Below are 14,162 nucleotides of genomic sequence, written 5' to 3'. Positions count from 1 at the left end.
TAGGCTATAACTATCAGATTTTTAATTCCGTCAGGTTAAACTGTATTTTTCTAAAAAATACAGTTAATCCTAAGCCTTTCTTGTTATCAAAACCTGTAAATGCGTATACTTGTAGCACTCAGCCCGTTTATTCATGCACTTTAGTGATTTACCCAAACAACCCAGCGCCTTTGTTTCCTATTGGAATGTAGGCAAACTCTTATATGGCGCGTTGTTTTTGTTTATTCTGGAAACGGTTTTTTACTATACTAAATTTGTAGAAGCCTATACCGAAAAAACAATACTTATCATCGCGTTCTGGTTGTGGTGCCTGATGTTTTCTTTCATTCATATTTTTCTGGTGACGATGGATGTCTGGTCGCGTTTTCAAAACTACAAACGCATCAAAGATCACTTGTTTCAGCACGGGTTTACGCCTAAAATCGCAGAACATTACAAAGGCAGTAAATGCCAACGCATGGCGTTATATGCCGCTGCTAAAGAATTAGGAATGGAAACAGAGATCAAACAGCATTATGCGCAAGCGGGTATAAAATGGTATCACTTTATCCCGCAGTTTATGATTCAGGATCCGTTGTTTCCTTTTAAAAAATACTTTTGGTCCCGTACCTTTTTAGAGAAATATTACGAACCAAAATTTGAATTTAGAAACGAGCAAAAAATCACGACGGAATGCTAAATGCGATCAAGCTGAGCAAATCCTATAAATCAGGAAAGGTGCTCGATGCGGTTTCGATCTCTCTTGAACCCGGAAAAATTAGCGGACTCTTAGGTCGCAACGGTGCCGGAAAAACCACACTTTTTAAAATACTTTGCGGCCTGATCACACCAGATGATGGAGCGGTACAGCATAACTCTAAAAGAGCTAAACCTATTGGTGCTGTGATTGAAGAACCGGGACTGTACACCTACCTCAACGCTTACGAAAACCTCAAACTTTTTGCTCAAATTCAAGCTGCTCCGGCAGATCGCACTTCGCTGGAAAATTATTTAACTCAAGTGGGACTTCCACTAGATCGTAAAGATCCTGTGCGCAACTTTTCGATGGGGATGAAGCAGCGTCTGGGCATTGCCATCGCTTTACTCAACGCTCCTGATATACTCATTTTAGACGAACCTTTTTCTGGTTTGGATCCTACGGGAGTGGCTTCGCTAATTCAATTGATCAAAACACTTGCACAACAAAACATCGCAATCTTGGTTTCGTCGCATCTGATGGCAGAACTTCAAAAGTCCTGCGATTATCTGTATGTGATTGATCAAGGTAAAATCGTTAATGAAGGTCCTACGCAAAACCTGCTCAACGCGCTTATTTCGGTATATACACTCACTGGAACTGCTATTGAAAAAGCTCAAAGTCTTCAACCCTATGTGCTGCACGCCGAGACAAACACGGTGACCATCAATTGTGAACATATTCCGGTTTCAGCCGTACTCCGAAGCACTTTAGAAGAAGGGTTTGAGGTACATTCTTGTGTTCCCAACATTTCTTTAGAACAACTTATAATTCCGCTTAACGCATGATGATTCCCTTATTAAAAGCTGAATTATTTAAACTTTTTAGAGAAAGTAAAACCTGGTATGCGGTCGCAGCGGTCTTACTTATCGAATTCATCATTCTTATCGCCGCCTACTTTCAAGGGGCTACGATCTTAGAATTATTACTCGACAATCTACGCCAATCCTTCTATTTTGAGGGAACACTTTTAAACGGAAATTTGCTGCTCTACATCATTCTCAACTCGCTGTGGTTTAATCTACCACTCATCTTAATGATCGTCAGCTCGGCCCTCATCACTGAAGAATATAAAAACGGCACATTAAAAACACTGATGCTTCAGGCCGTAAGCAAGCGCAAGTTAATGCTGGCTAAATACCTTACCTCGGCGATTTTCACATTGTTGATGTTGCTGTTGCTGATGGCGAGTACCTTCCTCCTCGCCTATGGTATTTTTGGTAGCGGTGATCTGGTGGTGTATTTGGGAACCCTCAATTTTTTTCCTGCGGAAGAAGCATTTAAACGCATCCTGATGGCCTTCGCTTCGGGAACTTTGAGTATGCTTTTTTTTACCACAGTGAGCGTTACGCTTGGGATACTGTTGAAGGAACCTGCAAAAACCTGGATCGCCTCAGCATTCTTTCTTATTTTGAGTTCGCTACTTTTAAAAGCCGATTTCGGTTTGGGTAGTATGGAACGTTTTTTCTTTGCAAAACTCATCAATTCGTGGCAGCGCTTTTTTGATTACGAATTGCAATTACAGGAGATTCTAATCGATAATATCGCGTTGACTATTTATACTTTTTTAGTCGCCCTTGGCGGAATGTACCTGTTTACTAAACAAGATGTAGGATGATAAAACCCTTATATTTAATCGCTTTTTTACTGTTCGGCTTGAACTGCAATGCTCAGGAAATAGATGCCGATTTACTTGCTATAAAAGCAAAGATGGACGCCGTGAATACTTTTTCGGCAAAGCTTCAGTTGGATCTCGAAGCGCCGTTTATCAATATGCCCACCAAGCGTGCTGCGATGGAATATCAACGTGGAAAAGACCTGAAATTCTCGAGTGATGATTTTGTCATCTTACCCAAACGCGGTCTTGATTTTACGCTTTCTGAATTGTTTGAACATCCATTTATCACTGTAGATCGCGGGATGCAAACCCTTGACGGAAACCAAGTAAAAGTGCTTAATGTGATTCCTACCGGTGACGACTCAGATATGGCGCTGGCAACCTTGTTTTTAGATATAGAGCAGCAGCGCATCGCAGCTTCAGAGATCACCACCAAAAAGAACGGTACTTACAAACTAAAGATGCAATATGATCAGGCATCGACCGTGTTGCCCAATTATGTGGAAGTTGCATTTGCTATCGAAAAGCTTAAAATCCCACTGAATTTTATGGGAAGTGACACAAAAATTGACCGCAAAACCATGCGGAATATGGATACTAAAACCGGCGTCTTAAAACTAAAAATCACCGATTACCAGATCGATCTTCAGCCTTAAGCTTAGTTCCACTTCATATGCTGTAAACGAATCGCGTTTAAAATCGCGAGAAACGCCACGCCCACATCAGCAAACACCGCTTCCCACATTGTTGCGAGTCCGCCTGCTCCAAGGATCAATACCGCAGCTTTTACACCGAAGGCTAACGCGATATTCTGCCAAACAATTTTGCGAGTAGCTTTGCCTATTCGCATCGCTTGCGCCACCTTAGAAGGTTCGTCTGTCTGAATAATCACATCGGCGGTCTCTATCGCCACATCGCTTCCCAAACCGCCCATAGCGATACCCACGTCAGCAGTTGCTAAAACCGGCGCATCGTTAATCCCATCGCCGATGAATGCTACCTTAGTAGTTCCTTTTTTTTGCAACTGCTCAACCTCCCGCAGTTTATCTTCGGGTAGGAGTCCGCCTTTTGCCCAGGTAATTCCAAGACTTTTAGCAACCTTTTGGGTTATGGTATCTTTATCTCCCGAAAGCATCACAGTCTGCTGTACACCGGCTTCCTTCAGTTTTTGAATAGCTGTTTTAGCATCAGGCTTTAGCTCATCGGCAAGTACAATGTAACCGGCGAAGTCACCGTCAATGGCAACGAGAACCAGAGTTTCTACGATATCCTCAAGACTTTGCGGAACTTTGATATGCTGACTTTTCAGTAAAGCCGCATTACCGGCAAGCACCGTTTTGCCGTTGATCAACGCTTGCAAGCCTTTACCGCTATGCTCTTGAACCTCGCGCACTTCTACGCTTGAACTTTCTACTTGATATTCCTGTATCGCTTTAGCTATGGGATGCGTCGATTGTGCTTCTAAGGCCTTTACATAAGTCATAAATTCTGCTTCGCTCCAGCCGTTTTCAGTTGTTATGGTTGTTATGCGGAAAACTCCTTGCGTGAGCGTTCCCGTTTTATCAGTAACCACGAGCTTCACTTTGGTTATCGCATCAAGAAAAGAGGCCCCTTTAAATAAAATCCCGTTACGGGATGCTGCTCCTAAACCTCCAAAATACCCTAACGGAATAGAGATCACTAAAGCACAAGGACACGAGATCACTAAGAAGATCAAGGCACGATACAACCATTCTTTAAACACATAATCGGCTACAAAGAAGTAAGGTAAAAAGGTTAATGCTAAGGCCAGAAAGGCGACGATGGGCGTGTAGACTTTAGCAAACTTGCGGATGAACAATTCGGTTTTTGACTTTCTAGCAGTGGCGTTCTGTACCAGTTCCAGAATACGCGCAATGGAACTTTCTGTAAAAATCGCAGTAGTTTCCAGTTCGATAACTTCATCGAGATTAATGCTTCCGGCATAGACGGTTTCTCCTTGTTTAACCGAATCCGGTTTGCTTTCGCCTGTTAATGCAGCCGTATTTAGAGAAGCTTTCGCGCTTAGCAAAATTCCGTCTAAAGGTATTTTTTCACCTTTGCGCACCTGAACGCGTTCGCCTATTTTAACATCTTCGGGAGCCGTCGGAACAAATTTCCCCTCTCTAAAAACCATAGCTTCATTGGGTCGTACATCTAACAAGGCTTTGATGTTGTTCTTGGCCTTATCTACCGCAGCGTGCTGAAACAATTCGCCCACGGCATAAAACAACATTACCGTAACACCTTCGGGATATTCGCCTAAGATAAAAGCACCCAGCGTTGCAATGCTCATCAAAAGAAATTCAGTAAAGACCGAACCCTTTTTAATATTCTCCCAACTGTCTTGAAGTACGGGAATCCCCACCGGGATATAGGCAATAATATACCAAATCAAGCGCCACGTACCTTTGAAAAAAGATGCTTCAAAATGGTCTAGCAACATTCCTGAAGCCAGCATCAAAAAACTAAAAAGTCCTGGTCCATAGTTTTTAAACGCTAGCGTACCGTGATGATGCTGTTCAGAAGTGCCTGATGTGCTATGTTTTGCGCAGCACCCCTCTTCAACGTGGTGCTCTGAAGTATGCGTGTGTTCTTTCATAATGGAAAGTTCACTAAAAAAGCCGTGCAACAGAAGTGCATTTTAATAGGTGCTGCAGCTGTCGCAAATACCTTTGACCACCAGATTAGCATCTTCGGCAATAAAACCATCAGGTAAATTGATATGCGGAATTTTATGTTCGGTTAGACAAATGGTTTTATCACAGGAGTTACAATGAAAATGCAGGTGCAGATCACGCTCAATATCGCACCGACAGCCGGGTTCACAGAGCGCATACTTGAGCACGCCGGTACCGTCGTCAATCTGGTGAACTACCCCTTTTTCTTCAAAAGTTTTTAGCGTGCGATAAACCGTGGTGCGATCCGCTTTAGTAAACGCCAACTCCAGATCTGACAGGCCTTGTGCCGATTTTTTTTCGGCCATAAACTTATAGATCAGCATACGCATCGCCGTAGGCCGAATGCCTTTATTTTGCAATGTACTTTCGATCTCTTTCACAGCGTTACCTTTTTAAAATCTTCAGTGATCAGAGCGCGGTGCTTTATGCCCCATTCGGCAATAACATCGGTGAGTTCCTTTAGAGAAGCACCATAGTCTGTAATTTTGTAAAACACGCTTACCGGTTTAGTGTCAACTACGGTACGCTCAATGAGTTTATTCATCTCCAGATCTTTGAGTTCTCTACTCAGCATACGCCCGGAAATTCCCTCTACCTCCCTGAGTAATTCAGAAAAACGCATACCTTGATAACACAAGCAAGCAATAATTGAAACTTTCCATTTGCCGCTCAGGACATCCATCGTATCGTGAATGGCTCTAATTTTTTCTTTACAATTTAATTCATCCTCACACATAACCCGGTTACTCTAATGTTACTAGCTATTTTGTTACAAAGTTACTTTATGTAACCTCCCTTTGCTAATTTTGCTCAAAAATTATACTAGCATATGAGTTTATTAGACGATCTAAAATGGCGTTATGCAGCTAAAAGCATGAATGGCGCAGAAGTACCTCAGGAAAAACTGGATTATATTTTAGAAGCTGCCCGTTTAGCACCTTCTTCTTCAGGACTACAGCCTTATAAAGTGTTTGTGATTACCAACAAAGAATTGCTTGAAAAAATCAAAAATGTTGCGTGGAATCAAAGTCAGGTTACTGATTGCTCGCATTTATTGGTTTTTGCTGCTTGGGATGGTTATACCAATGAGCGTGTGAGCGCAGTATTTAATTATACGATGGATCAGCGCGGCTTACCTCACGAAACTATGGATGATTACAAGCAAAATATTATGAGTTTGTACGAACCATTGGGTAAAGAGTGGCAGGCAGATCACGCTTCAAAACAAAGTTATATCTCTTTTGCGATGGCTATCGCTGCTGCGGCAGAACAAAAAGTTGATGCAACGCCTATGGAAGGTTTTGTTCCTGCGGAAGTAGATAAATTATTAGAATTGGAAGGTTCTGGGTATAAAAGTACCTTGTTGCTCACTTTGGGCTATCGCGATGCTGATAATGATTGGTTAGTGAATATGAAAAAAGTGCGTACGCCTAAAGAGGATTTCATCACCGAAATTAAATAAGCATACAGCCCGAAACATTCTACACTAATTTTTTCAGGATATAATCTTCCGAAAAGTGTAGCCATAAAAAAAGTCCGGATTCACAATCCGGACTTTCTCGTTGGGGGGAATCAAAATAAATTATTTAATTTTTTTAATGCTTTCAATGGTACCTTGACTTGAAGAAGTCTCAGTTTGTGCCTTAGGTTCGTAAGCTACCTCAAATTGCTCACCTACCGCATCATTATTTTTTAGGTCCATCACAAGTTCTGAATCACTTTCCAGAACTACGGCTTGATAAGTTTCGTCTGAGAAAAAATAGTAGCCGCCTTCATAGCCATCAAAGGTGAGTTGTTGGGTGCTAGGATCATCATTCACCGGAAGTATCGCGGTGCTTAAACTTAGTGTGATTATGCTGAATATGCTTAGTAAAGTTTTCATCGTCCAAAATTTATAATTCTAATTTACAAAGCATTAGCACTCACCAGCAAAAGATTAAAAGTACTTTAGCATCATATACTAAGGCTTTCTAAATTTTATTAGCATTAAAGCTGAATTTTAAGAAATCGTATTAGAATTTAGCGCTCCAGCTTTGGCTCTAACCATAAATAGCCCATAGCCAGCACAAAGAGAATAAAAAAGTATATTGGATTGATAGGACGTTTTACCTGAAGTTCTTCTACTTCAGCATCTCCTTTTCTAAAAAAGTCCTGATTGGCTTTGGTGAGCCCCTGCGCTGCTCTAGCTTTCCAATCCACTTCGGCAAACACATAATATGCATATTCTGAAACCGTATCTCCTGTGGAAAATCTTAAGGTAAACCAACCGGTTTCTTCGGGATAAAATGTGGCTAACCATAACTCGGGGATGTCTGGATCTTGTATGACAGGAATGGAATTCCCATCTGTATCGGTCAGGGTGAATTCTGAAACCGCAGTTCGAAACTTTATAGTGTAGGGTTCATGAGGCCTAACAATTTGTTCTGTTTCTTCCCAGAAAATCATATCGCTTTCCGGTTTGAGCACCGATTTTAATATCTCGCTCCACAGGGATTTATACCGCTCTTGATTTCCTTTTAACTGCAAAGCGTAGGTATTTGACAACACCGTGGTGCTGACACTTCCAAAGCCGATAAAGCGTTGCCCAGCTAAGATTTGATTTGCTGCCTTTAGCGTCGCATTAAAATTGGCCGCAGAATTCATATAGTATCCAAATGTAGAAACCACAGTCCCATCTTGTAGCTCTACTTCTCTCTGTGCGGTTCGGGTGAATTTAAAATCGATTAAGGGCTGACTGCCATAAAATAGCTCTTCGCTAGGCATCACAAACACTCCAAGGCCTTCCTGTGCTACCGCATCTTTGATGCTGTTTTGTTCGTTTCGCGAAAGGGATTGCCAAGCTCCCGCATCGAGAATCACCAAATCTAAATCTTTCAAACCGGAAGTACTCAACGCATTAAAAGGCTTCCGTTCTTGATTGAAGTACTCGTACTTATAACGACCTTGCGTCAACTGACTGCGCACCAAAACCTGATGGTTCAATTCCGCCAGGTAATTTTTTAGATACTTGAAATCAAAAGAAGGAAATGCTGAAAGCATCACAACGCTCAACTGCTTTTCCGGATTTATGTGTACAGGTAAAGCTTCGTTGTTCAAAAGCCTTCCCAAAGAATCCTTCTCAACTAAACTGTATACAAAATCTCCGGGCGCTTTTACTTTCGCTTGAAGCGAAAACACCGTATCTGCTGTAGCCGTAACTTGAATCGAATCCAATCCCAGATTTCCCGGAGCTTGCAATACGATTTGATTTCCGCGTTTTGGTTTTGAGTAATGGGCCGTAATGTTTAGTTCTTCTCCTTCTGAAAGTGTTTTTGAATAGCTTAATTGATCGATGCCATTGGGGATTTCTTTCTTTAGAAATTTTACATTTCTTCCTTCTAACTGCCAGAAATCATACGGTTTAATTCCACTTCCCAGAATAAAAAGTTGAGAGATCGAATCCAGTTCGTCCCGGTCAATATGATCTTGATACACCAACTCTTTTAACTCCGGATTCGTTTTCCGCAAACTATCCAATTGTGCTTCCTGATATCCTGAAGTCAATAAAACACCTTGCTTTCCCTCCACTGAGGTCAAGTGTGCCGGTTTTAAAGCAATGGCCAGCAATGCCAAAACGGCTACCAATCCGGCTGCCAGACGCCACACAAAACTGCTGCTTCTGCGCGGCCATTCTTTCGCAACAAAAACAGCGAATAACATTACCGCCCCAATCAATACCGGAATCCAATAGGCGCTATGTACAGAGGTCAACTCACTCATCGGCATCCAGATTTTTCACCAGCACGGCATCCAGTTTAGAAAATTTGGCATTTTGGGTATTGGGTTTTGCTTCTTCGGCGGGTAAGGCTTTGAGCAATCCGTTTTGTAGTTCTTTCAAGGTTTTGATATCGGTATCCAGGTTTTGCGAGATCCAATTGAGTTGCTGTAGGGTTTCCAGATAATTCCCAGGCTGCTCAATAGCTAATGCTGCAAGTTCGTTGCCTGCGTCTTCAAACAATTGCTGATCTTCCGGAGTTAATTTCACTTGAAACGCAATCAATTCTTCTATTCTTGAAATGGCCTTTTGAATCGCTTCAAAACGGGCGCCTTGCTCCAAATCCTCCTGTTTTGTGGTGCTTGCAACTTCTTTCAACTCGCCGGTCAGGCGTTTATCTTCCTTGATGGGCGGCGGATCAAAACCGATGCGGTGTACATAAATACGCGAACTGTTCTTGATTTCCTGAATCAATTTCAACGCCTCATTTTGATACGGTAGGGATTTTTCGGGCTCAAACATTCTCAGGTGCAATTCTGCATCCCACATTATGTTGAGCCCCTCGCGCAACTTCTGCTTTAAGGATTTTGCAAACAAGGTCGATTCTTCAGGGTCGCTGTGGTTGTGTACGTATTTCTCCAGCGGATCTTCCTCCTCTGTTTCTTCGCCTTCGTGCTCGTGTTCGTGCTCCTCTTCCACCAGATTATGCTCGTTGGAACTGTCATGTCGATGGGAATATTCAGCAAGTGGGTCAGCATCCTCTTCGCTTATTATCCCGAGATCTTCAGTTTGCGCGGCAAGACCGCCTTCGGCCTCATCGCCCATAAATTCGCCATATTTTAAACGCAGACTTTTCTGGTCAAAAGCGAGTTCGTTACTGGTCGAATTGAATTCTTTGGTACTTAAATTCGGTTTGTTTTTAAGCAGTTTTTCGGTATCAATAATAAGTTGACGCTGACTTCTAAAATAATCCGGAAGTAGATCAACTCCCATTCCTCCGGCTTCGACATACTCATATGCGGTCGTGTCTTTAATCACCGCAAAATAGGTTTCGCTACGCGCTACATTGGGCTTCGGCGTTTTTAAATCCTGCGCGTGTACATAGAAATAAAGTTCATCACCCGGCTCCATTTTAAGCTGATCCAGATTTAGCTGTTGCGAAAGGGATTGCTGCTTGCTTCCTTTCGCAATAGTGGAATTAAAAGCTATCTGCTCCTCCCGAAACTTCACCGATTCTCCCGAGCCACGGCTCACCGTCGCCACGATATAGGCAGCTCCGATGCCATAATCGTCGATGATCTGGATGTCAAAAGCAATACGTTTTTCACCGCTCGGTTCAAACGAAGTAAACTGATCTAGATTTAAAATATCTACCTGCGGCGGCGCATCAACCAAAGTGTCGATGCTGTGCAAATCAGAAACGTAAGCATTGCCCAAAGTATCCACAAAGCGGAAACTGTAAAACCCGGAGGTCGTTAATTGCTGTGTTCTTTGATAGGTTTTTCCGTTGGTTTTCATCGCATACTGCGCCGATTGACTTTCCATAAAAACAGAATCAACCGACTGGTCAAATGTCAAAGTCCAGATGATTTGAGAACCCTCAAGCGCTTTGATATCCATTTGTTCGCTCGTACGTGCGGCAATACCGGTGTATGAAGGATAACGCACAGTGACCGCTTGTTTGATAATTTTAGGCGGAATTATTTTCGCTTCCGCGGAATCTACTGCGCGGATGACCATTTCGTTTTCCAGCTGGATAATGTTGTCCTCAAAAAGACTGTCATTCCAGTTTAATACAAAACTCAGAACAAATGTAGCAACCAGAACTCCAAAAAGTAACAAACCGAAACGTTTAAAATCTATAGGCGGTTTTAAGGCTTTGAGTTCGTTTGCCAGTTTCTGCTCGGTGCGGTACCGCTGAATCTGACCTAAACTGCTCAATTCTTCTGTAGGCTGAAATACCAATCCTACACTGTACTCAGAATGATGAATGTTCCCATCGATGTATGCAATTACTTTTGAAATTCCCAGCGTCAGAGGTTTGTACAGCAAGAAACCTACCGTTGCTAAAACCACAAAAAGCAACAGGCTGGCCACAATGCCCTTGGTCAATACAAATAATAGCACCGCCGGAAGCAACGCCAGTAGTAATACCAATAACCATAATTGACTTTGCCAACGCTGTTTAAATCGCATCACGCTATGTTTTCCTGGATTGCTCATTGTTTTCGAATTCGGGATAACAAACGTTCAACAATCAAGAGGATAAGCAAGGCCAACCAAAACCAGTGGGTCAGCGGGATGCTTGAGGCTTGGTTTAATTCTTGTTCTCGTTCTATGCGTAAGGGTGCAGCAAATACATCGGCCAGCACGCGACGGTCGTATTTTTGAACCGCTTCATCCAGCTTGAGATGTAGGTTTAGCAATGGTAGCAAGTGTTCTGCAAGATGTTGTTCGACCACATTTTTACGGGTGAGGTTTTGGGTCAGAGAAAAATGGGTGCTGTTTTTTACGATCAATTCAGAAGCGAACGCATCCGGCTGATAATCGAGTAGCGTACCCGAAAACTCAGGCATGTCCTTTGGGCTGAGCCAAATTAAAATCCCATCTTGAGGTGTCTCATTCGGAGCAACATTGGTGATTGTAATCGGGCGCTTTAAATACGCAGATAAAGCTTCAAAACCGTTTTTTAGGAATTTGAGGTCGGTTTGCAGGCTATCTTCCGCGAACGCGTAAACCTGAAGCGTGTCTACCACTTGAATCTCGAGATCCGTGTCCAGGTTTTGTACAGCTGCAGCTTCACTAACAGACTTTTTAAAGCGTAGCTGGTTCTTCGCGCTTTTAATCTCAAGCACTTCTATCGAATCTTGCAATTGGGTCAAGGCAACAACACCTGCTGTGGTTTGAGAGGAATCAATGGTAACCCAGTTTACATTTTCGGTAATTTCAGGGCGTTTCCCTTTAAAACCTTTTGCAAGCGATTGTGAAAAAACCACTAAACTATCGGCTTTTAGTTTCTCAAAATCCTGTGCTAACTGCCAATAGTTGGTCGCAGCGGTTTTCACCGAATCAGCTGCATTATACTCCGGAAAATCTTGTTGAAATAACTTCACCGTTTTGCTTTCCGAAAGACTATCCATGGAAGTTTTGAACGTGTCAATCTTTAATAATTCCGGCTCAACCAGATACACCAAATCCTGATTTCTGGTTTTTATTTTAGCGAAAGGTTCGGCAAAAATAAACACCAACAAAGCGATCGCCAGCATTCGTAACAACAGCAACAGCCATTCATTAAGGTGCAGGGTTCTCGTTTGAGTGTTTTCAGATTCTTTGAGGTTGGCAATGCTGCCTACCTTGATGGTTCTGCCCTCGTCTTTGCTCCATAGATGTATGGCTACAGGAACGGCGAGTCCCAGTAAAGCCCATAAATACATCGGATTGGCAAAAAACATATTAAACGAGATTTATGCGTTTTTTGAGGAACAAGTTCAGGGTTTCTCCCAGCGGTTCGCCCATCGTAAATACTTGATGGCTGATGCCCTGATTCAGTAACAATTCTTCCGTTTGTTTGAGTTTATTTTGCAGGGTTTCCAGATAGTGCTTCTTGGCCTCCTTTGCCGAAACCTTCAATTTGCTCCCGGTCTCCAGATCTTCAAAAGTCACTGTCCCTTTATAATCAAAATTCACTTCGTCCTGCCCCATAATTTGTAACACCGTTACTTCATTCCTCGACGTTTTCAAAGCTTTTATAAATGCTGAAAGTTCGTCGCTATGCTCATACATATCGGTAATAAAAAAGATAAGTTCTTTACGGCCACGCTCGTGCAAACGCTCATTACTTATCGCACTCATCGGCCAGGTTCCGGTGGTTTCCACCGTGAGTAATTCCTGAAGCAAGCGGTTAAAATGCTGAATGCTGGCTTTGGGATAAATGGTGGTCAGTTTTTTTTCGCTTAACGCGAAAAGGCCCACCTCATCTCCCTGCTGATGTGCGAGGTACGCAAGGCTAGCCACCAAAACCCGTGCGTAATCCATTTTGGTCAGCTCGACTTCCTTGTGCGCCATCGAGTTGCTCGCATCGAGAATAAACTTCACCGAAACCTGAGATTCAATCTCTGATTGCTTGATGTAATAACGCCCGGAACGCGCCAGCATTTTCCAGTCTAGCAAACGCAGATCATCTCCCGGCTCATAGCCGCGGTACTGACTGAATTCCATACCGCTGCCGAGACTTTTACTGCGATTCAAACCTTGCAAATAGCCATCAACAACCACCCTAGCGATCAGGTTGAGTCCTGACACTTCGTGCAGGATTTCCGGTTTGAGGAGTTCTTGATAGTTGGTTTGCATCCTGATTTATAAAATGGTTCCCAATAGTTTTTGAGTAACCGTATCTGTCGTGATATTTGCAGTCTCCGCTTTAAAATTGACGATTACGCGATGGCGCAATACCGGCAAAGCCACAAACTTCAAATCGTCTGGAGTCACGGATAGTCGGCCTTGGGAAAGCGCTCTGGCTTTTGCGGTTAAGATCATCGCCTGGCCTGCACGTGGCCCTGCACCCCAACTCACCCATTGTTTAACGTATTCGTCACTTGTAGTTTCAGGTCGGGTTGCCCTGATGATCTTGCTCACTTTGCTTATCAGTTCGTCACTGATAGGTACTTCGCGCACGAGTTGCTGTAAGCGTATGATCTCTTCGCCGCTAAGCACGGATTCTACTTTTGCTTTTTTAGAACTTGTAGTCGCTTTTAAAATCGTGGTTTCCTCAGTTTCGGTTGGATAGCCGATGCGGATGTAGAGCAAGAAGCGATCTTGCTGTGCTTCCGGCAAGGGAAAGGTTCCTGATTGTTCGATAGGGTTTTGCGTTGCGAGAATAAAGAAGGGCTTATCCAGCGCGTAAGTTTTCCCGGAATAGGTCACCTCAAATTCCTGCATAGCCTCGAGCAAGGCCGCCTGTGTTTTGGGCGGCGTACGGTTGATCTCATCGGCAAGGATGATGTTTGAGAAAACAGGTCCCTTGTTGAACTCAAAGAATTTCTTCCCTGTGGTTTGATCCTCCTCGAGAATTTCGGTTCCTATGATGTCGCTGGGCATCAAATCTGGCGTAAACTGAATACGTTTAAATTTCAGATCTATGGCTTGCGCCAAAGTTCGTATCATCAATGTTTTTGCCAGCCCGGGAACCCCTTCCAGCAAGGCGTGACCTCCTGCAAGAAAAGTGATCAGCAACTGCTCGACCGTTTCTTCCTGCCCAATGATGATCTTGCCAATTTCTTGTTTGAGCTGTTTGATTTTCGCCGTAAGGCTATTTACTTCTTGCTCGATTTTCACCAAGTTGTTATCCATACATTT

The 14,162-nt window shown here is 43.1% G+C and carries 14 protein-coding genes; 5 read left to right on the top strand and 9 right to left on the bottom strand.

The annotated features are described in order from the left end of the window. Positions 1 to 133 precede the first annotated feature (133 nt). The 4 genes from HCN54_RS02995 to HCN54_RS02980 are packed head-to-tail and all read left to right on the top strand — an operon-like array spanning position 134 to position 3,010. The gene (locus tag HCN54_RS02995; RefSeq protein ID WP_167596464.1) at positions 134 to 679 is read left to right on the top strand and encodes a hypothetical protein; all 546 of its coding nucleotides are present in this window, start codon (positions 134 to 136) and stop codon (positions 677 to 679) included. Further along, on the top strand, positions 673 to 1,524 hold the full coding sequence (locus tag HCN54_RS02990) for an ABC transporter ATP-binding protein (RefSeq protein WP_167596463.1): 852 nt from the start codon (positions 673 to 675) through the stop codon (positions 1,522 to 1,524). Before HCN54_RS02995 ends, HCN54_RS02990 begins: the two co-directional genes overlap by 7 nt. Further along, on the top strand, positions 1,521 to 2,354 hold the full coding sequence (locus HCN54_RS02985) for an ABC transporter permease (RefSeq protein WP_167596462.1): 834 nt from the start codon (positions 1,521 to 1,523) through the stop codon (positions 2,352 to 2,354). Before HCN54_RS02990 ends, HCN54_RS02985 begins: the two co-directional genes overlap by 4 nt. Beyond that, positions 2,351 to 3,010, top strand: coding sequence for a hypothetical protein (locus tag HCN54_RS02980; RefSeq protein WP_167596461.1), 660 nt, complete (start codon positions 2,351 to 2,353; stop codon positions 3,008 to 3,010). The genes HCN54_RS02985 and HCN54_RS02980 overlap by 4 nt, the downstream gene beginning before the upstream one ends. Positions 3,011 to 3,012: 2 nt before the next feature. On the opposite strand, the gene HCN54_RS02975 is transcribed toward HCN54_RS02980, so the two are convergent. From HCN54_RS02975 to HCN54_RS02965, 3 genes are read right to left on the bottom strand one after another with little or no spacing between them, the layout of a single operon-like run. After that, entirely contained in the window at positions 3,013 to 4,974 is a 1,962-nt protein-coding gene (locus HCN54_RS02975) for a heavy metal translocating P-type ATPase (RefSeq protein ID WP_167596460.1), read from the bottom strand. Positions 4,975 to 5,016: 42 nt separating this feature from the next. Beyond that, complete coding sequence (locus tag HCN54_RS02970; protein ID WP_167596459.1) at positions 5,017 to 5,433, bottom strand: Fur family transcriptional regulator; 417 nt, start codon at positions 5,431 to 5,433, stop codon at positions 5,017 to 5,019. After that, a complete protein-coding gene (locus HCN54_RS02965) occupies positions 5,430 to 5,789 on the bottom strand; it encodes a winged helix-turn-helix transcriptional regulator (protein ID WP_167596458.1) in 360 nt (119 codons plus the stop codon). Before HCN54_RS02965 ends, HCN54_RS02970 begins: the two co-directional genes overlap by 4 nt. Positions 5,790 to 5,882: 93 nt before the next feature. Here HCN54_RS02965 and HCN54_RS02960 point away from each other — a divergent pair, with 93 nt between their 5' ends. Beyond that, positions 5,883 to 6,515, top strand: coding sequence for a nitroreductase family protein (locus HCN54_RS02960; protein ID WP_072984642.1), 633 nt, complete (start codon positions 5,883 to 5,885; stop codon positions 6,513 to 6,515). A gap of 120 nt (positions 6,516 to 6,635) precedes the next feature. On the opposite strand, the gene HCN54_RS02955 is transcribed toward HCN54_RS02960, so the two are convergent. From HCN54_RS02955 to HCN54_RS02930, 6 genes are all read right to left on the bottom strand, one after another. Beyond that, entirely contained in the window at positions 6,636 to 6,935 is a 300-nt protein-coding gene (locus tag HCN54_RS02955; protein ID WP_167596457.1) for a hypothetical protein, read from the bottom strand. Between the two features lie 137 nt (positions 6,936 to 7,072). Continuing rightward, on the bottom strand, positions 7,073 to 8,812 hold the full coding sequence (locus tag HCN54_RS02950; protein WP_167596456.1) for a hypothetical protein: 1,740 nt from the start codon (positions 8,810 to 8,812) through the stop codon (positions 7,073 to 7,075). Next, the gene (locus HCN54_RS02945; RefSeq protein WP_167596455.1) at positions 8,805 to 11,030 is read right to left on the bottom strand and encodes a tryptophan-rich sensory protein; all 2,226 of its coding nucleotides are present in this window, start codon (positions 11,028 to 11,030) and stop codon (positions 8,805 to 8,807) included. Before HCN54_RS02945 ends, HCN54_RS02950 begins: the two co-directional genes overlap by 8 nt. Continuing rightward, entirely contained in the window at positions 11,027 to 12,259 is a 1,233-nt protein-coding gene (locus HCN54_RS02940; RefSeq protein ID WP_167596454.1) for a BatA domain-containing protein, read from the bottom strand. The genes HCN54_RS02945 and HCN54_RS02940 overlap by 4 nt, the downstream gene beginning before the upstream one ends. Before the next feature lies 1 nt (position 12,260). Then, the gene (locus tag HCN54_RS02935) at positions 12,261 to 13,157 is read right to left on the bottom strand and encodes a DUF58 domain-containing protein (protein WP_167596453.1); all 897 of its coding nucleotides are present in this window, start codon (positions 13,155 to 13,157) and stop codon (positions 12,261 to 12,263) included. 6 nt (positions 13,158 to 13,163) lie between these two features. Next, positions 13,164 to 14,156, bottom strand: a complete 993-nt coding sequence (locus HCN54_RS02930) for an AAA family ATPase (protein WP_167596452.1) — start codon at positions 14,154 to 14,156, stop codon at positions 13,164 to 13,166. Positions 14,157 to 14,162 lie beyond the last annotated feature (6 nt).

This window comes from Leeuwenhoekiella sp. ZYFB001, assembly GCF_011784865.1.
Lineage (GTDB): Bacteria > Bacteroidota > Bacteroidia > Flavobacteriales > Flavobacteriaceae > Leeuwenhoekiella > Leeuwenhoekiella palythoae.
This window is presented reverse-complemented; position numbering and strand designations above follow the sequence as displayed.